This window comes from Streptomyces sp. NPDC096136 (genome assembly GCF_044763325.1).
Classification (GTDB): domain Bacteria; phylum Actinomycetota; class Actinomycetes; order Streptomycetales; family Streptomycetaceae; genus Streptomyces.
In genome coordinates, this window is the sequence record NZ_JBIWFZ010000001.1 from 250,258 (window position 1) to 269,917 (window position 19,660).

A 19,660-nucleotide genomic window follows, 5' to 3' on the forward strand; every position below is an offset into this window, starting at 1 on the left:
GCGGGCGGAGCGGCTCAGTACGGCCAGGACCAGTCGGCGACCTCCGGGAGGTCCGTGCCGTGCTCGCGGATCCAGTCGTGGTGGCGGATGTGCCGGTCGGCCATGGCCTGGCGCAGGTGCTCGGCGCGGCCCGCGAGGCCCGGGACCCGGTCGATCACGTCCATGACCAGCCGGTAGCGGTCCATGCCGTTGCGGACCACCATGTCGAACGGGGTCGTGGTCGTCCCGGACTCCTTGTACCCGCGGACGTGCAGCTGCGCATGGCCCCTGCGGCGGTAGGCGAGCCGGTGGATGAGCCACGGATAGCCGTGGTAGGCGAAGACCACCGGCCGGTCGGTGGTGAAGAGGGCGTCGTACTCGGTGTCCGTCATGCCGTGCGGGTGTTCCTCGTGGGGCATGAGGCGGGCGATGTCGACCACGTTGACGACGCGAACGGCCAGCGAGGACAGGTGCTCGCGCAGCAGGGCCGCGGCGGCCAGCACCTCCATGGTCGGCACGTCGCCGGCGCAGGCCAGCACCACGTCCGGCGCGCGGGAGCCGTCGTCGGTGCCCGCCCACGCCCAGATGCCGGCGCCGCGCGCCACGTGCGTGCGGGCCTCGTCGGCGGGGAGCCAGTCGAAGCACGGCTGCTTGCCGGCGACGATCACGTTGACCCGGTCGCGGCTGCGCAGCGCGTGGTCCGCCACGGCCAGGAGGGTGTTGGCGTCCGGCGGCAGGTAGACCCGTACGACCTCGGGGCTCTTGTTGAGGACGTGGTCGACGAACCCGGGGTCCTGGTGCGAGAAGCCGTTGTTGTCCTGGCGCCAGACGTGCGAGGTGAGCAGGTAGTTGAGGGAGGCGATGGGCGCCCGCCAGGACAGTTCGCGCGCGGTCTTGAGCCATTTGACGTGCTGGCCGACCATCGAGTCGACGATGTGGGCGAAGGCCTCGTACGTGGAGAACAGGCCGTGGCGGCCGGTGAGCAGGTATCCCTCCAGCCAGCCCTGGCAGACGTGTTCCGAGAGGATCTCCATCACCCTGCCGTCCCGGGCCAGGTTCCGGTCCACCGGCTCGGTGGCGCCCTGCCAGGCCTTGCCGGTGGCCGCGTACAGGTCGTCCAGCCGGTTCGAGGCGGTCTCGTCGGGCCCGACGACCCGGAAGTCCCTGCGCCCGTCCGTGTCCCGCATGACCTGCGTGAGGAAGCGCCCGAGCACCCGGGTCGGCTCGTGCAGGGTGCGGCCCGGCTTGTCGACCGGGACGGCGTGCGCGTCGGGCGCGGGCAGCGGCAGCGGTCGCAGCAGCCGGCCCCCGTTCGCGCAGGGCACCGCGCCCAGGCGGCGGCCGCCCTCCGGGACGCACGCCAGGACCTGCGGCTTCGGACGGCCCGCGGAGTCGAAGAGCTCCTCCGGCCGGTACGAGCGCAGCCATTCCTCCAGCTGCCGCAGGTGCGCGGGGTTCTCGCGCACCCCGGCGAGCGGCACCTGGTGGGAGCGCCACGTGCCCTCGACCGGATCGCCGTCGACGGCCGCCGGCCCCGTCCAGCCCTTGGGCGTGCGCAGCACGACCACCGGCCAGCGCGGGTACTCCCGGCCGCGGTCGGTGCCCGCCGCCCGCGCCTCCCGCTGGATGACGGCGATGCGGTCCAGGGCCTGGTCCATCGCGCGGGCCATGGACCGGTGGACCAGGGCGGGGTCGCTGCCCGTCACGTACAGCGGCTCGTGGCCGTAGCCGCGCAGCAGCGCGTCGAGCTCGGACTCGGGGATCCGGGACAGCACCGTCGGGTTGGCGATCTTGTACCCGTTGAGGTGCAGGACGGGCAGGACGGCCCCGTCGTGGACGGGGTCGAGGAACTTGTTCGCGTGCCAGGACGCGGCCAGCGGGCCGGTCTCCGCCTCGCCGTCGCCGATGACGCAGGCGACCAGCAGGCCCGGCCGGTCGAAGGCGGCCCCGTAGGCGTGGGCGAGGGAGTACCCCAGCTCCCCGCCCTCGTGGATGGAGCCGGGTGTCTGCGGCGCCACGTGGCTGGGCACCCCGCCGGGGAAGGAGAACTGCCGGAACAGCCGGGCCATGCCGCCGGCGTCGCGGGACACGTCCGGGTAGGTCTCGCTGTAGGTCCCCTCCAGCCAGGAGTTGGCCAGGACGGCGGGGCCTCCGTGTCCGGGACCCCAGACGCACAGGGCCTCCAGCGAGCGCTCCCTGATCACCCGGTTGAGGTGGGTGTACACCAGGTTCAGGCCGGGGGAGGTGCCCCAGTGGCCGAGCAGCCTCGGCTTGATGTGCTCCGGCCTGAGCGGGTCGGCGAGCAGGGGGTTGTCCATGAGGTAGATCTGGCCCGCGGCCAGGTAGTTGGCGGCGCGCCAGTGGGCGTCCAGCTCCGAGATCGAGTGCGCGGTCAACGCGGTCATGTCCGCTCCTGCGGGTGAGGGTCCGGGAGTCCGTCGTCTGGGCCGATGCCCCCACCCTGCACCAGGCGGGGCCCGGTCCGCAGGGGGAGGACCGGCCCTCCGGGAGGGACCGTCGGCCCTTTCGCGCACCCGCCCGACCCGGAGAGGGTGGATCCCGGCGGCGCCCGGTCCTCCCCCGGCCGGCGCCGCCCCCACGGGCGGCCCTACTCCGCGGGCGGCGCCGGCGCCGGGTGCCGGCCGGGCGGGGTCAGGGCGTGGCTGGCGATCACGGCGGCCTGCACGCGCCGCTCCACCCCGAGCTTGACGAAGAGCCGCGAGATGATGTTCTTCACGGTCTTCTCCGCGAGGTACAGCCGCTTGCCGATCTCCCGGTTGGTGAGCCCCTCGCTGACCATGAGGAGGATCTCCTTCTCCCGGTCCGTGAATCCGGGCAGCCCCGGTACCCGCTCCTCCTCGGGCACCTCGCCGCGCATGCGCGCCATCAGCCGTGCGGTCGCGCCGGGGTCGAGCATCGACTGGCCCGCGGCCACCGTCCGCACGGCGGTCACCAGGTCGGTCCCGGTGATCTGCTTCAGGACGTAGCCCGAGGCGCCCGCCATCACGGCGTCCAGCAGGGCCTCCTCGTCGTCGAACGAGGTGAGCATCAGGCAGGCCAGGTCGGGCATCCGCGAGCGCAGTTCACGGCAGACGCTCACCCCGTCGCCGTCCTGGAGCCGCACGTCCAGGATCGCGACCCGGGGACGGAGGGCGGGGATGCGCACCAGGGCCTGTTCGGCCGTGCCCGCCTCGCCCACCACGGTCAGGTCGGGTTCGGCGTCCAGCAGGTCGTGCACACCCCTGCGCACGACCTCGTGATCGTCGAGGAGGAAGACGCCGATGGGCTCCGCATCGGGGGAGGGGGCGCTGCCGCCGGTCATCACACAACTCCTTCGCCTGGGTCCGCCCGCACGCGCGGACACCGGAATCCTGCCCGGCCGTCGGGCCGAACGGCCAGGGCCGATCGGCCCTGATCACGGCGGTGCGGTACCGACCGGACCCCCGGGGAAGGGACCTTCGGCCCTGTCCGGGGGACCTGCCGGGCCTTCCGGAGGGAGCACCGCACCGGCTGCACTGGTGGCGCACGGGGAACGGCACGGCCCGCCGGGGCCGCACGCAGCGCGGAGGATGCCATGACGACCGCCTTGATCGACCTGAGGACCGTGGCGCGCGACGCCCGCGGCCTGCGGGTCGCCCTGGCCGGGGAGCTCGACTTCCACACGGCCGGGCTGGTGCAGCCGCGCCTGTGCGCCCTCGCGGAGTCCGACCACCGCGGCCTGGTCCTGGACCTCGGCGACCTCTCCTTCTGCGACAGCGCGGGCATCGACCTCTTCCTCCACCTGGACTGCCGCTGCCGCGTGGCGGGGACCCGGCTCCTGCTGTGCGACGTGCCGCCCCTGGTCGCCAAGTCCATACGGGTGCTCGGCGCCGACCGCGACCTGAAGCTCGTCGTCTCGTGACCACCGGCGCCCGCGCCGGACGGAGGTGCGCACCATGGACCAGGAAGCCCTGCGCCGGCCCGCCCGCCGGACGCGCGCGACGGCCGTCCGGCACATGCGGGAGCTGGACAGGGCCGAGGCCCTGGAGCTCCTCGCCACGGTGTCGCTGGGCCGCATCGTCTTCACCCGGCACGCGCTGCCGGCCGTCCGGCCGGTGAACCACCTCGTCGACGGCGGGGACGTCATCATCCGGATCCACGGAGGCGGCGCGCTCGCCTCCCTGGCGGCCCCCGCCGACGTCCCCGGCGTGGTGGTGGCGTACGAGGCGGACGCCATCGACCCCGAGACCCACCTGGGCTGGAGCGTCGTCGTCACCGGCTACGTGCGTCCGGTGACCGAGCCCGAGGAAGCCGACCGGTACGCGGAGCTGCTGTGCCCGTGGGTGGGGCGGCCCATGGCGGGCACCCTGCGCATCCGCCCGGACCTGGTCACCGGCTTCCGGCTGGAGGCCGCGCCGTCGGCCGCCCGCGCGCTGCCCGTCTGACGCCGTCCCGGTCCGGCCGGGCGCTGCGCGTCTGACGCCGTCCCGGTCCGGCCGGGCGCTGCGCGTCTGGCACCCGCCCGTCCGGCCGCGGGTTCCGACCTCAGGCGCCGCCGGGGAGCGGCGCCCGCCACACGAGCCGGCTGCCCCCCTCCTCGGGGTTCTCGACGGTGAAGGTCCCGCCCACGCCCCGGGCCCGCTCGTCGAGGTTGCGCAGACCGCTCCTGCGGCCCTGGGGCGCGATGCCCGTGCCGTTGTCGGAGACGGTCAGCACGATCTCGCCCAGGCCCGCCCTGAGGGTCACCCCCACCCGGGTCGCCCGCGCGTGGCGGGCCGCGTTGCTCAGGAGCTCGCCCAGCGCCGCCACCACGTGGTCGGCGATCGGCGCGGGGACGTCGGTGTCGAGCAGCCCTTCCATGCTCAGGCGCGGCGGATGGCCGAGGGAGACGGCCGCGTCGCCGACGGCACGGGCGGCGCGCGCCCGCAGCCCGGGGCCGCCCTCGCGGTCCTTGGTGCGCAGCCCGAAGATCGTGGACCGGATGATCTTGATGGTCTCGTCCAGGTCGTCGACCGCCCGGCCGACCCGCTCGGCGGCCCCCTCGTGCTCCACGAGCCGGGCGGCGCTCTGCAGGGTCATACCGGTGGCGAAGAGCCGCTGGATGGCCAGGTCGTGCAGGTCGCGGGCGATCCGGTCGCGTTCTTCCAACAGGGCTATCTGCTCGGCGTCCCGGCGCCGTTCCGCCAGCTCCAGGGCGAGCGCCGCCTGCCCCGCGAAGGCGACGAGCGGCTCCAGCTCCCCCTCGCCGAACGCCGGGTCCCCGGCCGGCCGCGACAGCAGCAGGACGCCCCGGCTCTCCCCGCCCGCGGTGCCCAACGGCACCGCCACGGCGGGCCCCAGCGCCTCCCGCCCCCGCGCCTGCGCCGGATAGAGGCCGTCCCCCGAGACCTGCATCGCCGTCACCGGCTTGCCCGCGCGGTGCGCGGCCCCGGAGAGCGTGCCCTCGAAGGGGACCACCAGTCCCTGGCACCCGGTCCCGTCCGCGCCGGCCGCGAACTCCACGACCAGGCCGTCGACACCGGCGACCGGCACGGCGACGTGCGCCAGCCGGGCCGCGGTGATCTCCTGGGCGCGGCGGGCGATGAGTTCCAGCACCGCCGGGCGCGAACTGCCCGACAGCAGGCTCTCGGTGATCTCCGCGTTCGCCCGGAGCCACAGCTGCTGGCGCTGGGCCCCCTCGTAGAGCCGCGCGTTGTCGATCGCCACGCCGGCGGCCACCGAGAGGGTGGAGATCACGGTCTCGTCCTCGGTGTCGAAGTCGACGCCGCCCCGCTTGTCGGTCAGGTAGAGGTTCCCGAACACCTCGTCGCGGACGCGGATCGGCACGCCGAGGAAGGTGCGCATGGGCGGGTGGTGGGCCGGGAACCCGTACGAGGAGGAGTGCGCCCCGAGGTCGGTGAGGCGCAGCGGCTCCGGGTGGTGGATGACCTCGCCGAGCAGGCCGTGGCCGGCCGGCAGCGGGCCGATCGCGGAGATCTCCTCGTCGCTCAGCCCCACCGTCAGGAACTGCGCCAGCGTGCGGCCGTCGGGGCCGATCACGCCCAGGGCCCCGTACTCGGCGTCCACCAGCAGCGCCGCCGCCTCCACGATCCGGCGCAGCACCTGGGAGAGGTCCAGCTGCCGCCCGACCGACACGACGGCCTCCAGCAGGCTGTGCACCCGGTCCCGGGTGCCGCGCACCTCGTCGATGCGCACCTGGAGCTCGTCCAGCAGCTCGTCCAGCCGCATCCGCGGTACCCGAGTCAACGGATCCCCCACACCCACGCGTCCGACCTCCGATTGCCCACCCGTTGTTCCGGCATGACCACGGTCAGCGTATCGATTCGCGGAGGCCCGGCGGGCGTCGTTGCGGGCGCCCGCCCGCGGCGGGGCCGCGGGGATGCCTCACCCGGTCTCCAGGACCTCCGCCACCGGCCGGCGCGGGGTGTCGGCCCCCGCGGGGCCGTAGCCGAGGCGCAGGACCATCTGGATGTGGCCCGTGGCGGCCAGCGGGTCGCGGACCGTCCAGCGCAGCTCCGGCCATTCGAGGGGCTGGGAGGTCATCGAGGTGGCCAGGCCGTCGGTGGTGGCCTGGAGCAGGACGCGCTCCAGTGCCTGGCCGGCGCGCAGCCAGTCGGCGGGGGTGTCGCCAGGTGTGCTCAGCAGGGCGAGCTGCGGCCGCTCCTCGAACACCGCCCAGCCGCGGTCGGGCACCGGGGTGGCCCGGCCGAAGTCGCGGACGGGCGCCGGGCCGCCGGAGGCGCGCGGGCCGAAGGCCGCGGCGGGAACGCCGTCGCGGCGCACGCCTGCCCCGTCCGGCGCGGCGCCGGTCCAGGCGGCCGTCTCCGCCCGGACCGCCGGGTCCAGCTCCTCGCGGTGCTCCGCGTCGCGTACCAGGGAGAGCACGGTGTCGGCGTGCCAGACGTCGGGGACGGCCAGCCGGCAGCCTTCGAGCCGGGCGGCCGCCCGGAGCCCGTCCAGGATCGCGGACGGCACGGGCTCGTCGCCGAACGGGTACCGGCTGGTGTGCCGGCGCCGCAGCGCGCCGTGCAGCGCGGCCAGCTCCCGGCCCTCGTCGTCGGCGTACGTCCCGTCGAAGGCGACCGTGGCCAGCAGCCAGGGGTCGGAGGCGTCGGGCAGCAGGTCCACCCGGGCGCCGAGCCGGTGGCGGGCCGCGGACACGCGCAGGTTGAACAGGGCCGCGGCACACCCGAGGTGGAGCGCGCGGTGGTCGGGGTCGGTCCGCGTCATGGCCCGCCGCGGGTCGCCGTAAAGGGCGAGGGCGCCGCGGTCCGGGCGCAGGACAAACCGCCAGGGCTGGGCGTTGTGCATGGAGGGGGCGGTGACGGCGTCGCCGACGAGCAGTGCGGCCGTCGCGGCGTCGACGTGGGCTGTGGTCATGGCACTGGTCCTGTCTGTGGTCCGTGGGGGTCCCGGTGCGTCACCACGGCATCGCCTGGGGGGAGCGGCCGGTCCCGCTGCCCTGCGCGTCCTCGGAGCGGGCGGCGAGGCGCGGGGCCACGGCCACCACCCCGTCGATCCGCTCGACGAGGCCCAGCAGGAGCGGGAGCGGGCTGCGGTCGGGCAGGCGGCCCTCCAGCGTCACGATCCCGTCCACCACGTGCACCTCGACGTCCCCGGCCGGCACGTCCAGCACGTCCTCCAGGACCTCCCGGACCCGCCGGCGGATCTCGGTGTCGGGCCGCAGGAACATGCGCAGCAGGTCCCGGCGGGTGACGATGCCGACGAGCCGGTCCTCCACGTCCACCACGGGCAGGCGCTCGATGCCGCGCCGCGTCATCAGCCGGGCGGCGTCGGCGGCCGTCTCCTCGGCGCGGACGGTCACGGCGGGGGAGGACATGATGGTGCCCGCCGTCGGCGGCAGCTCCCCGTCCCCGTCGTGCCCGGGGGCTCCGGCGCAGAGCGGTGCGGCGCGTGCCAGTACGTCCGTCTGAGAGACGACGCCCAGGACGCGGTCCTCTTCGTCCAGGACGGGGATCCCGCTGATGTCGTACTGGGCGAGCAGTTTCACGATGTCCTTGACGGTGGTGCCGGGGGCGGCGGAGACGACCTCGTCGGACATCAGGTCCGCCACTTTGATCTGGTTCACGGTGCCTCCCGCTCCGCCGGGCCGTGCTCTGCCGGGTCGGCGGCTGGTGTCGGATGGGGTGTGACCCTCACCTTCCGCCGGTGCGGCGTGCGGAGCGAGGGCCGAACGGCCCCGACCGGGGACCGGAAGGGCCCGGCGGTCCGGGCCCGCACGGCACCGTCGTCACGGGCGGCCCGCGGGACCGGCGGGAGGGGGCGGGGTGTCCTCGTGCACCTGGGCGGCGATGACGGCCGCCTGGACCCGGCGTTCCACCCCGAGCTTGCCCAGGAGCCGCGAGATGTGGTTCTTCACCGTCTTCTCGGACAGGTAGAGCCGTTTGGCGATCTGCCGGTTGGTCAGACCGTCCCCGATGAGGTCCAGGACGGCCCGCTCCCGCTCCGTCAGCGCCGCCAGCCGGGCGTCGTGGGGCTCCTTGACCGCCTCCGGGTCGCGCAGCGAGTGCATCAGGCGGGCGGTCGTGGCCGGGTCCAGCATGGACTGGCCGGTGGCGACGGTCCGGACGGCGGAGACCAGGTCGGAGCCCTTGATCTGCTTCAGCACGTACCCGGCGGCCCCCGCCATGATCGCGTCCAGCAGGGCGTCCTCGTCGTCGAACGAGGTGAGCATCAGGCAGGCCAGGTCCGGCATGCGCGAGCGCAGCTCCCGGCAGACGGCGATGCCGTCGCCGTCGGGCAGCCGCACGTCGAGCACGGCGACGTCGGGGCGCAGCGCCGGCCCGCGGGCCAGGGCCTGCTCGGCCGTGCCGGCCTCGCCCACCACCGTGATGTCCGGTTCGGCCTCCAGGAGGTCCCGCAGGCCGCGCCGGACCACCTCGTGGTCGTCGAGGAGGAACACCGTGACCGGTGCCTCGGGGGAGGGCTGCGCAGCGTCGGACATGGTCGCCCCTGGTTCGGTGCCCGCCGGGTTCTTCCACCCGCATTGTCTCAGGAAGCCGCGCGGAGCACCCCGGGACGGTCCCTAGGCGGCCGCCTCGCCGGCCGGGCCGTCGAGCTCCATCCGGACGTCCACCACGCCCTCGACCGCCCGGACCGCCCGCGCGAGCAGGGGCACCAGCGCGCGGTCCCGCAGCGGACCGCGCAGGGTCACGACGCCCTCCTCCACGGTGAAGTCCAGGCCCGTGCCCGGAGCCAGGTCGGTGAGCACATCCCGGCGGATCTCCTCGGCGAGCTCCCCGTCCGGGCGCAGGAACACCTTCAGCAGGTCACTGCGGCTGACGACGCCCTCCAGCATGCCGACCTCGTTCACGACGGGCAGGCGCTTGACGCCCCTGCGGGCCATGATCCGGGCGGCCTCGGCGACCGGCGCGCCGGGGTGGACGGTGACCGCGGGGCTCGACATCAGCTCCTCGGCCAGGACCGCGCCCGCCTTGGACGCCTCCTCCAGCTGCTCGGGCAGCGCGGGCTCCGCGCTGCGGAACTCCTCCTTCGGCAGGAGGTCCGCCTCGGAGACCACGCCGACGACCCGCCCCTCGCCCTCCAGGACGGGGAGCGCGCTGACCCTCCACTCGTGCATCAGCTCGACGATCTCCTTGTAGGACGCCTCACGGCCGATGGCGACGGCGGTGTGCGTCATGACGTCACTGACGGTGTAGCGGGACGCGGGCATGACCGGCTCCTCGGCGACGGGGACGAGCGGAGTCCGGAGGGCGGTCCGGCGGGGTGCGCGCGGACGGCCACCGGGATCGGGTCCGCCTCCATCCTCCGCGCACCGGCCCGCTGCGCACAGGGGCCCTGTGGCCCCGTCCGGGACCCGACCGGCCCCTCCCCGCTGCCGCCCGTCCGGGGGAGGCTGGCAGCGGACGGCCGGGCCGCGGCCGTCCGCCCCGTCGACCAGGCAGGTGCACGATGTACTGGAACGGTCACATGGGGCCCTGGGGCTGGTTCGCGATGTCCCTCACGACCCTGGTGTTCTGGGGCCTGATCGTCGCCGCCGTCGTCCTGGTGGTCCGCACCTCCAGGGGGGACGCCGCCCCCGGACGGTCGGTACCCGCCGCGGGCGCCGACCCCGCCAGGGGAGCCGAGGCGCTCCTCGCCGAGCGGTACGCCAGGGGCGAGATCGACGACGAGGAGTACGGGCGGCGGCTGGCGGTCCTGCGCGGCAACGCGGCGGGACCCGCGCCCCCCCGAGCCGGGCCGTGACCCGCGCGGCGCCCCGCGGTGGGGCGCGTAGCGGCCGGCCCGTGCGCTTGACGGCTGCGGGGCCGGGCGCGCGGCACGATGGTGCGGCACCGATCCGCCGCCCGCCGCGAGCCCCGGAGGCCCCATGCCGACCCACGGACGGACCTCCGCCGTCCCGCACGCCCTCCGCGGCTACCGCAGGGCCTGGCTGGGCGGCGACCTCCTGGCCGGTATCACCGTCGCCGCCTACCTCGTCCCGCAGGTCATGGCCTACGCGGGCGTGGCCGGCCTGCCGCCGGTCACCGGCCTGTGGGCCGTCCTGCCGGCCATGGTCCTCTACGCCCTGAGCGGCTCCTCCCGCCTGCTGTCCGTCGGCCCCGAGTCGACCACCGCCCTGATGACCGCCGTGGCCGTGGGCCCGGCCGCGGCCGGAGACCCCGCCCGGTACGCGGCGCTCGCCGCGGCCCTGGCCCTCGTCGTCGGCCTGCTGTGCCTGGCGGCCTGGGCCGCCCGGCTCGGCTTCCTCGCCGACCTCCTGTCCCGGCCCGTGCTCGTCGGCTACCTGGCGGGAGTCGCGTTCATCATGATCGTGGACCAGCTGCCCCGGCTGACCGGCACCGAGGGCGGCGGCTCGGGCTTCTTCCCCCAGCTCCTCTCCTTCGTCCGCCACCTCGGCGACGTCCACCCGGCCACGGTCTGGCTGGGGGCCGGCTGCCTGCTCCTGCTGTTCACCCTGCCCCGGGTGTGGCGCGCCGTGCCCGGCCCCCTCGTCGTCCTCGTCCTCGCCACGGCGGCGGTCGCGGTCCTCGCCCTCGACGAGGCGCACGGCGTCGCCGTCATCGGAGCCGTCCCGTCCGGCCTGCCGGGCTTCGCGCTGCCCCGGCCCGGCGACCTCCCGGACCTGCTCCTGCCCGCCCTCGGCGTCCTCGTGGTCGGCTACACCGACGTCATCCTGACCGCCCGCGCCTTCGTCCGCCACGACGACCCGTACCCCCTGGAGGCCAACCGGGAGCTGCTGGCGCTCGGCGCGGCCAACCTCGGAGCCGGCCTCCTGCACGGGTTCCCCGTCAGCAGCAGCGCCAGCCGCACCGCCCTCGCCGAATCCGCCGGCGCCCGCACCCAGGTGTACTCCCTCGCCGGCGCCGTCTGCGTGGCGGCCGTGCTGCTCTTCCTCGGCCCCCTGCTGGCCCACACCCCCGACGCCGCCCTCGGCGCGATCGTCGTCTACGCCGCCGTCCGCCTGGTCGAGGTGGGCCAGTTCCGCCGTCTGGCGGCCTTCCGCCGACGCGAACTCCTGCTGGCCCTCGGCTGCACCCTCGGCGTGCTCGCCCTCGGGATCCTCCACGGCGTCCTCGTCGCGGTGGCCCTCTCCGTCATCGACCTCCTCGCCAGGGTCGCCCGCCCGCACGACGCCGTCGAGGGCATCGTGCCCGGTCTGGCGGGCATGCACGACGTCGACGACTACCCGAGCGCCCGCACCATCCCCGGCCTGCTCGTCTACCGCTACGACTCCCCGCTGTTCTTCGCCAACGCCGAGGACTTCCACCGCCGGGCCCTGGCCGCCGTCGACGTCCAGAGCGCACCGGTCCACTGGTTCGTGCTGAACACGGAGGCGAACGTCGAGGTCGACATCACCGCCCTCGACGCGGTCGAGGCCCTGCGCCGCGAACTCGTCCGGCGGGACGTCGTGTTCGCGCTGGCCCGGGTGAAGCAGGACCTCCGCGGCCCCCTCGACGCCTACGGCCTCACGGCGGCGGTGGGCCCCGACCGCATCTACCCCACCCTTCCCACGGCGGTCGCCGCCTATCGCGACTGGCAGCGGGCCGAGGGCCGCGAGCGCGGTACCTGACCCGTCCCCGACCCGTCACCGGAGCGCCCGGGCGGCGGCGTCCGGGAAGTGGCGGCAGGGACTCCGGAACATGCCAGGGTCATGTACGCGCCATTCGCGCCCCGGAGGCGCCTTCCGGCCGCAGGGGCCGGGTTTAGCCGTGCGGACACCCACCGTGGACTGCCGCTACACGCTGCGTGATCATCATCACGTGTTCACCAGAAGCTCTTCACGGGGCGCACACTTCTGGCCTTTGTGCGCCCCTGCGCCGCTCCGGGGGGCAGACGGCGCGCGAGGCGCCGCCCTAGCCTCCCGCCCCATGCGATCACCTCTGAAGGGCCGCCTCGGCCTCGCCGCGATCCTCGCCTTCGTCCTGGCCCTGTTCGGCCTCGCCCCGGCGGCCCAGGCCGACCCCGCCCCGGCCGCCCTGGCGTTCACCACGAACGCCGCGACCGTCACCCCCGGCGGGACGGTCAACCTCTCGATGACGCTCACCAACAACAAGACCTACGACGTCTGGTTCGTCTACCAGACCATCTCCCCGACCTGGCTGACCACCCAGCGCGCCGACCTCAAGTACAGCTTCACCGGCTGCAGCGTGGCCACCCCGACCGGCGCCGCCGCCTGCTCCGGCGTCGGCCCGTCCGACCTCGGCGGCAACTACGGCGCGACCATACCCCCCGGCCAGAGCCGCACGGTGACGCTGACCCTCCAGGTGGCCGCCGACTCCGGCTGCAACGGCAACATCGGCTTCTACTCGTACTACTACGCCGAGTTCAGCGACAGCACGAACACCAGCGGCGGCCCGGTCTACACGCCCGAGACGCGCGTCCTCTGCGCCTGACGGCCTCCGTCCCGGTCGGGGGTGGCCTGAAATCGCCCCCGACCTCCGGAACAATTGGTCTGGACCACTAGGGCGGGGTGCTGCCGGACCGTGACGGTCCGGCAGCACCCCGCCCCGCTCCGGACCGGCGCTCATGGGCGGCGGACCGGTCCGCCCGCCGGGCACCGGAAGGGGCGGGAAAGGGCAGGGGCGGACAACTCGGCCCGCTGTGGGGTCAGTTGGTCGCCTGCGTTTTTCCGTCGGTTTTCGCAACACCCCCACGAAAGCTACACACAGGCACCACCATGTGACGCGACGGATGCGTTGACGACTGGTTTCTGAGGGGGAGGCCGGCGTCGCGCAAGGGGGTGTCCGCCGCTTCGTGCGCGCCGCGCTCACCCCTGCCCGGGGAGGGGACTTTCACCGCATGAAGCGAAGCATACGTACCGCCGTCTTATCGGTGGGCGCGCTCATCGCAGCCGCCGGACTGCCGGCGGGCACGGCCCATGCCGACACGACCACGCCCCGCGTGGACCTGCGGGTGCTGGTCGTGGCCGACGGAGGCCCGGCCGTCCAGGCCATCACGGCGGAGCTGGACTCGGCGGGGACGCCGTACACGCAGGTCGACCTCACGCGGTCCGACCGGCCCACGATCGACGCCGCCTTCCTCGCCGACACCGTAGAAGGCCGGCCCCGCGCGAAGTTCCAGGCCGTCGTCCTGCCCAACGACAACCCGTTCGCCGCGGGTTCGGCCGAGATGGCCGCACTCACCGCCTACGAGCAGACCTACGACATACCCCAGGTCGACGCCTACACCTACGCGCGCCCCCAGGTCGGCCTCCAGTACTTCGTCGCCGGCGGCTACGCGGGCAGCGTCGACGGAGCCCAGGCGGGCGTCACCGCCGCCGGCCGCTCCGGCCCCTTCAACTACCTCGAGGGCTCCGTCCCGTTCGAGGACAACTCGCCCACGGTCGGCGAGAGCTACGCCTACCTCGCCCAGCCCGCCCCCGGCGCGGACTTCACGACCTACGTCGACGCGCCCATCCCCGGCACCGCCCGGCGCGGCTCGCTCGTCGGCGAGTACCGCCACGGAGGCCGGCGCGAACTCGTCGTCACCTTCGTGTACAACCGCTACCAGCAGCAGTTCCGGCTGCTGGCCCGGGGCATCGTCGAGTGGATGACCGGCGGGGTCCACCTGGGCGCCTCCCGCAACTACTTCTCCGTCCACGTGGACGACGTCTTCGCCGCCGACGACCGCTGGGACACGCAGCTCAACTGCACCCCGGGCGACGTCGACTGCGCCGGCGGCGGGGGAACGCCCAACCCCATCCGCATGACCGCCGACGACGCCGAGTACGCCAAGAACTGGCAGGCGGGCCGCAACTTCACCCTCGACATGGTCTACAACGGCGCCGGCAGCCTCGACCAGCGCGAGGACAACAACGGCGTCGACCTGCTCGCCGACAAGCTCCAGGCCGACCGCGACCGGTTCCGCTGGATCAACCACACCTACACGCACGCCTTCCTGGGCTGCGAGCAGGACGTCAGCGTGGTGCCCTGGCGGTGCGCCGCCAACCCCGACGGCAGCACCAAGTGGGTCAGCCGCAGCACCATCGACAACGAGATCGTCCTCAACCGGCTCTGGGGCCAGGGCTTCGGCCTGCCCCTGCAGAACGACGAGCTGGTCACCGGCGAGCACTCCGGCATGGCCGTCCTGCCCCAGCAGCCGCAGGACAACCCGAACCTGGCCGCCTCCCTCACCGGCAACGGCGTCAAGTGGGTCGCCTCGGACAACTCCCGCGACCCCGAGCAGCGCCAGGTCGGCTCGGCCTCCACCGTCGCCCGCTACCCGATGAACGTCTACTACAACGTCGGCAAGGCCACCGAGGCGGTCGACGAGTACAACTGGATCTACACCTCCCGCGCCCAGGGCGGCAGCGGCATCTGCGAGGACCACGCGGACACCACCACCTGCCTGCCCGCACCCCTGGACACGGCCACCGGGTACGCCCAGAAGATCGTGCCGGCGGAGACCCGCACCGCCCTCGGACACGTCCTCGGCAACGACCCTAAGCCGCACTTCATCCACCAGTCGAACCTGGCGGAGGAGCGCCTCGCCTACCCGGTGCTGAACGGGGTCATCGACGGCTACGACGCGCTGTTCGACGCCAACACCCCGCTGGTGAACGAGCGGATGAAGGACATCGGCGCCGAACTGAAGCGCCGCGGCGCCTGGAAGAGCGCCCTCCAGGCCGGCCAGGTCACCGCCTACCGCATCGGCAACGCCGTCACCGTCGCGGCGCCGGCCGGGCTCGACGTCACCGCCACCCTGCCCACCGGCACCCGGCTGGGCACCGCCGGCTTCGGCAGCCCCTACGCGGGCCGGGTCTCCGGGTGGACCACCGCGACCGGCAGCGCGCTCGAACTGACCCTGCCGTCCTCGGCGCCCGCCGCGCCGTCCGCCGCCGCGGCCGCGCCCCGACCGGCGCCCGCCACCGCACCGGCACCCGGCACCACCGTGCCGCCCGCCGTGCGCGAGGGCGCCGCGGACACCGACCGGCGCTGAACCGGCGTCCCGCCGGGCCGGCCGCCTCCGCGCGGCCCGGCCCGGCCCGACCACCCCCACACACCGGCCGTGGAGCACACCCATGCACGCTCAAGCCGGCGCGCGGCGCCCCGGCGCGCCGCACGTCACCCTGCTCACCGAAGGCACCTATCCGCACAGTCACGGCGGGGTCAGCGTCTGGTGCGACCAACTCGTCCAGGGCATGCCCGACATCGACTTCGACGTCATAGCCGTCACCGGCACCGGCCGGGAATCCCTCGCCTGGGACCTGCCCGGCCACGTCCTGGGCGTCCGGTCCGTGCCCATGTGGGGCGATCCCCCCGAGGGCCGCGCCCCGCGCGGCCGCGGCCACCGCAGGCTCTCCGGCGCCTACGAACAGTTCCTCACCGCGCTGCTCGACCCCCGCGCCGAGGACGGGTTCGCCCCCGCCCTCTCCACGATGGCGCGGGCCGCGTCCGACGGCGCCCTGAGCCCCTTCCTCCGCGGGGACCACGCGATCGCGGTGCTCGCGGCGGTCTGGAACCGCCCCGGGCTCACCGTGCGCGAGGCCCGGCCCACCCTGCACGACGCCTTGACCGCCACCTCCCTCCTGGAGCACGCCCTGCGCCCGCTGGCCGCCCCGCCCCCCGAACACGGAGTGGCCCACGCCGTCAGTGGCGGCGTGGCCGTCCTGCCCGGACTGGCCGGGCTGGAACGGCACGGGGTGCCGCTGCTGCTGACGGAGCACGGGGTCTACCTGCGCGAGCGCTACCTCGGCTACCGCACGGCCCCCTACCGCTGGCCGGTCAAGGCCGTCGTCCTCGGCTTCTTCCGGCTGCTCGCGGAGGAGAGCTACCGGCGCGCCTCCCTGGTCACCCCCGGCAACCGCTACAACCGGCTGTGGGAGGAGGAGGGCGGGGCCGACCCGCAGGCCATCCGCACGGTCTACAACGGCGTCGACCCCGCCGCCTTCCCGCCCGCCGGGCCCGAACCGGACGTCCCCACCCTCAGCTGGGCCGGCCGGGTCGACCCCATCAAGGACCTGGAGACCCTGATCAGGGCCTTCGCCCTGGTCCGCGCCCGCGTCCCCGAGGCCCGGCTGCGCCTGTTCGGCGGCACGCCGCGCGGCGGCGAGGCCTACCGCGAGCGCTGCGAGGCGCTGGCCCGCGACCTCGGACACGCGGACGCGGTCGCCTTCGAGGGCCGGGTGGACGACATCAAGGACGCCTACGCGGCCGGGAACGTCGTGATGCTCTCCAGCATCAGCGAGGGCTTCCCGTTCACCCTCATCGAGGCCATGTCCTGCGGCCGCGCCACCGTGTCCACCGACGTCGGCGGCGTACGGGAGGCGGTCGGCGACGCCGGCCTCGTCGTCCCGCCCCGCGACCCGGAGGCCATGGCCGAGGCGGCCCTGGAACTCCTCGGGGACTCCCCGCGGCGCGCCGCGATGGGCGAGGCGGCCCGGCTGCGGGTCATCGAGCAGTTCACCCTGCGCCAGACCATCGACACCTTCCGCTCCATCTACCTGGAGCTGCCCGGCCTCGACCGCACGCCGTCCACCACGGCCGGCCGCACCCGGGTTCCCGCGCGGGCCGTCCCCGCGCTGGTCCCCGCACCGGCCGCCGCCCCCGCCCCGGCGCTCCTCACCCCGGTGGCCGTCGCCGCCGGACGGGCCCGCAGACAGGAGCGGGCCCGCCCGTCCGCACCCGGCCGGATCCTCACGGCCGACGGGCGGCCGGCCCGCGAGACCGGGGCCGGGGCCGTCACCGACGCGGGGAGCCTCGCCGGATGAGCGGGCCGATGTCACTCGAACCCGGCGGGTCGCACCAGGACACCCTGGCCCTGCGGCTGGCCGACACGGCCGCGAGACCGCCGCGCCGGGCCTGGGCCGAGACCACCCTCGCCCTCAGACTGCCCGGCCCCGACGAGGAGGAGGTCAGCCGGCTCGCCGCCGAACTCGCCGACCGCGTCGGGCCGGCCGTCCACCCGTACGAGGTGGCCGCCCTGCTGGAGGCGGAGGGCCTGTCCGCCGAGGTGATCCGCGAACGGTACGGACACCCCAACATCTTCTCGCTCGCCGCCGCCCTCTACGAGCGGGTGCCCCGCGTCTTCCCGGAGCCCGCCCGGCCGCCGGACCCCTGGCGCCCGGACACCCTCAGGTGCCTGCTGCGCGGGGTGCTCTTCGCCCTCCCGGGGCTGGCCTACCTGCTCACCGCGCCCCTGTGGAACCCCGGCCGGCACGCCGCAGGGCCCATCGTCGCCGGGATCGTCTCCTGGGCGTGGGGCCAGGCCCTCGGACACCGCGCCTACCTGCGGATGGTGGCCGGGCGCCGCGAGGCCGGCCGGACCCTGCTGGTCGGGGCGCCGCTCGGGGCGGTCGCCGCCACGGCGGCGGGGGCCGCGGCCGCCGGCGGCACGGCCGTGACCTGGGCGGTGGCCGCGCAGTCGCTCTACCTGGCCGCCGCCGGGATCCTGCTGGTGCTGGGCCGGGAGCGGCTGCTGCTGGCCGCGCTCACCCCGCTGGTCGCGGGGGCCGCCGTCCTGCCCTGGTGGGAGCCGGGCCCCCTGGTGCGCGCCGCGCTCCCGGCGGTGGCGCTCCTCGCGACGCTCGCCGCGGTCGCCCGGGTGCTGCACGCCGCGTTCGCCGCCCCGGCGGCTCCGGACGGCGGCTCCCGGCCCCCGCTGCGCCGGTCCCTGCCGTACGGTCTCTTCGGACTGGCGGCGGCGGTACTGGTCCTGCTGGAAGGACGGGCGGAGCCGTACGCGGTGATCGCGCTGACCCTGAGCATGGGCCCGGCCGAATGGCTGCTCTACCGCTTCCGCGGCCTGTCCGTCACCGCACTCGGCTCGGCCTCCACCCCCGCGGGGTTCCTGCTGAGGTCCGCCGGGGTCCTGGGCCTGTGCCTGGCGGGCTACCTGCTGCTCCTGCTGCCCGCCGCGCTGCTGACCGGCGCCGCCCCGGCCGCGCTGCTGCTGCTCGCCGCGACCCTGTGGACCGCGCTGCTGCTCCAGGCCTTCGGGGTCGCCTGGCCGCCGGCGGCCGTCTGCGGGGCGGCGGCGGCCGGCGCGGGAGCCGCCGCCCTCCTGGGGCCGGCGGCGGGCCCGGCGGCCCTGACCCTGGCCTGCGGCCTGGCCGCGACGGCCCTGGTCCTCTGCACCCTGTGGATCCTCGGACGTCCGGCCCGGCACGCCTGACCGTCCCGCACACCCCCGCACCACCGCCCGTACATCTCCGACCCGTCTGAAAGGTGCCCCAGTTGACCTCCGCACCGCTCGCCGCCGTCACCGGAGCCGAAGGCTTCATCGGCTCCCACCTCACCGAGGCCCTCGTCGCCCGCGGCTACCGGGTCCGCGCCATGGCCCAGTACAACTCCTTCTCCTCGTACGGATGGCTGGAGACCCTGGCGCCCGACGTCCTCGACCAGGTGGAGATCGTCCTCGGCGACGTCCGCGACCCCGGATCCGTCCGCGGCCTCCTCGAAGGCGCCGAAGCCGCCTACCACCTGGCCGCGCTCATCGCGATCCCGTACTCCTACCGGGCCCCGCACAGCTACGTCGACACCAACGTGACCGGCACCCTCAACGTGCTGGAGGCCGTCCGCGCCCTCGGCACCCCCCGCCTGGTGCACACCTCCACCAGCGAGACCTACGGCACCGCGCAGACCGTGCCGATCACCGAGGACCACCCGATCAACACCCAGTCCCCGTACGCCGCTTCGAAGGCGGGCGGCGACCGGCTGGCCGACAGCTACCACGCCAGCTTCGAGACCCCGGTGGTGACGCTGCGCCCGTTCAACACCTACGGGCCCCGCCAGTCGATGCGCGCGGTGATCCCCACCGTCATCGGGCAGGTGGCGGCAGGGGAACGCGTCATCACCCTGGGCGACCTGCGCCCCACCCGGGACTTCAGCTTCGTCAAGGACACCGCGCAGGCCTTCCTCGCCGCGGGCACCGCCCCCGCCGACCGGGTGGTGGGGCGCACCTTCAACTCCGGTACCGGCGGCGAGATCTCGGTCGCCGACCTGGTCACCCTGATCGGCAAGGTCATGGACGTCCCGATCGAGGTCCGCGAGGAGAGCGAGCGGCTGCGGCCCCCGGCCTCCGAGGTGATGCGGCTGGTCGCCGACGCGACCCGGCTCACCGCCGCCACCGGCTGGCGGCCGCGGCACACCCTGGAGGAAGGCCTCGCGCACACCGTCGAGTTCTTCCGCGACCCGGAGAACCTGGCCCGCTACAAGACCGGCATCTACAACATCTGACCGCCGGGCGCTCCGCCGGCGGTCCCCCCATCCCCACGCCA

Annotated in this window: 16 protein-coding genes; 9 read left to right on the forward strand and 7 right to left on the reverse strand. The window is 75.0% G+C overall.

Annotation, left to right across the window (positions count from 1 at the left end):
• Nucleotides 1-14: 14 nt before the first annotated feature.
• Together ACIRBY_RS01125 and ACIRBY_RS01130 are read right to left on the reverse strand one after the other, a co-directional pair.
• On the reverse strand, nucleotides 15-2,384 hold the full coding sequence (locus ACIRBY_RS01125; RefSeq protein ID WP_403894180.1) for a phosphoketolase: 2,370 nt from the start codon (nucleotides 2,382-2,384) through the stop codon (nucleotides 15-17).
• Nucleotides 2,385-2,587: 203 nt separating this feature from the next.
• Nucleotides 2,588-3,301, reverse strand: a complete 714-nt coding sequence (locus ACIRBY_RS01130) for a response regulator (protein WP_403894182.1) — start codon at nucleotides 3,299-3,301, stop codon at nucleotides 2,588-2,590.
• A gap of 252 nt (nucleotides 3,302-3,553) precedes the next feature.
• Between ACIRBY_RS01130 and ACIRBY_RS01135 the strand changes: the two genes are divergently transcribed.
• Complete coding sequence (locus ACIRBY_RS01135; RefSeq protein ID WP_403894184.1) at nucleotides 3,554-3,880, forward strand: STAS domain-containing protein; 327 nt, start codon at nucleotides 3,554-3,556, stop codon at nucleotides 3,878-3,880.
• 34 nt (nucleotides 3,881-3,914) lie between these two features.
• Nucleotides 3,915-4,403 carry a pyridoxamine 5'-phosphate oxidase family protein gene (locus ACIRBY_RS01140; protein ID WP_403894187.1) on the forward strand — a complete coding sequence of 163 codons (489 nt, stop codon included), beginning with the start codon at nucleotides 3,915-3,917 and terminating at the stop codon, nucleotides 4,401-4,403.
• Between the two features lie 100 nt (nucleotides 4,404-4,503).
• Here ACIRBY_RS01140 and ACIRBY_RS01145 read toward each other — a convergent pair whose 3' ends face one another.
• The 5 genes from ACIRBY_RS01145 to ACIRBY_RS01165 all read right to left on the reverse strand — a co-directional run bounded on the left by ACIRBY_RS01145 (nucleotide 4,504) and on the right by ACIRBY_RS01165 (nucleotide 9,652).
• A complete protein-coding gene (locus ACIRBY_RS01145) occupies nucleotides 4,504-6,186 on the reverse strand; it encodes a GAF domain-containing protein (protein ID WP_403894193.1) in 1,683 nt (560 codons plus the stop codon).
• 156 nt (nucleotides 6,187-6,342) lie between these two features.
• Complete coding sequence (locus ACIRBY_RS01150) at nucleotides 6,343-7,338, reverse strand: Acg family FMN-binding oxidoreductase (protein WP_403894196.1); 996 nt, start codon at nucleotides 7,336-7,338, stop codon at nucleotides 6,343-6,345.
• A gap of 40 nt (nucleotides 7,339-7,378) precedes the next feature.
• Nucleotides 7,379-8,047, reverse strand: coding sequence for a CBS domain-containing protein (locus ACIRBY_RS01155; RefSeq protein WP_403894198.1), 669 nt, complete (start codon nucleotides 8,045-8,047; stop codon nucleotides 7,379-7,381).
• Nucleotides 8,048-8,209: 162 nt separating this feature from the next.
• Nucleotides 8,210-8,923 carry a response regulator gene (locus ACIRBY_RS01160; RefSeq protein WP_403894201.1) on the reverse strand — a complete coding sequence of 238 codons (714 nt, stop codon included), beginning with the start codon at nucleotides 8,921-8,923 and terminating at the stop codon, nucleotides 8,210-8,212.
• An 81-nt stretch (nucleotides 8,924-9,004) separates the two neighbouring features.
• Entirely contained in the window at nucleotides 9,005-9,652 is a 648-nt protein-coding gene (locus tag ACIRBY_RS01165) for a CBS domain-containing protein (protein WP_403894204.1), read from the reverse strand.
• Between the two features lie 239 nt (nucleotides 9,653-9,891).
• On the opposite strand from ACIRBY_RS01165, the gene ACIRBY_RS01170 reads away from it, so the two are divergent.
• From ACIRBY_RS01170 to ACIRBY_RS01200, 7 genes are all read left to right on the forward strand, one after another.
• Entirely contained in the window at nucleotides 9,892-10,185 is a 294-nt protein-coding gene (locus ACIRBY_RS01170) for an SHOCT domain-containing protein (protein WP_403894207.1), read from the forward strand.
• A gap of 124 nt (nucleotides 10,186-10,309) precedes the next feature.
• Entirely contained in the window at nucleotides 10,310-12,013 is a 1,704-nt protein-coding gene (locus ACIRBY_RS01175) for a SulP family inorganic anion transporter (protein ID WP_403894210.1), read from the forward strand.
• A 298-nt stretch (nucleotides 12,014-12,311) separates the two neighbouring features.
• Complete coding sequence (locus ACIRBY_RS01180; protein WP_403894212.1) at nucleotides 12,312-12,836, forward strand: hypothetical protein; 525 nt, start codon at nucleotides 12,312-12,314, stop codon at nucleotides 12,834-12,836.
• A gap of 406 nt (nucleotides 12,837-13,242) precedes the next feature.
• A complete protein-coding gene (locus tag ACIRBY_RS01185; RefSeq protein WP_403894214.1) occupies nucleotides 13,243-15,381 on the forward strand; it encodes a hypothetical protein in 2,139 nt (712 codons plus the stop codon).
• A gap of 82 nt (nucleotides 15,382-15,463) precedes the next feature.
• Nucleotides 15,464-17,152, forward strand: coding sequence for a GT4 family glycosyltransferase PelF (pelF, locus tag ACIRBY_RS01190; RefSeq protein ID WP_403894217.1), 1,689 nt, complete (start codon nucleotides 15,464-15,466; stop codon nucleotides 17,150-17,152).
• Entirely contained in the window at nucleotides 17,149-18,555 is a 1,407-nt protein-coding gene (locus ACIRBY_RS01195) for a hypothetical protein (RefSeq protein ID WP_403894220.1), read from the forward strand. Before pelF ends, ACIRBY_RS01195 begins: the two co-directional genes overlap by 4 nt.
• 62 nt (nucleotides 18,556-18,617) lie before the next feature.
• Nucleotides 18,618-19,619, forward strand: coding sequence for a GDP-mannose 4,6-dehydratase (locus ACIRBY_RS01200; RefSeq protein ID WP_403894223.1), 1,002 nt, complete (start codon nucleotides 18,618-18,620; stop codon nucleotides 19,617-19,619).
• The last annotated feature ends 41 nt before the right edge of the window (nucleotides 19,620-19,660 follow it).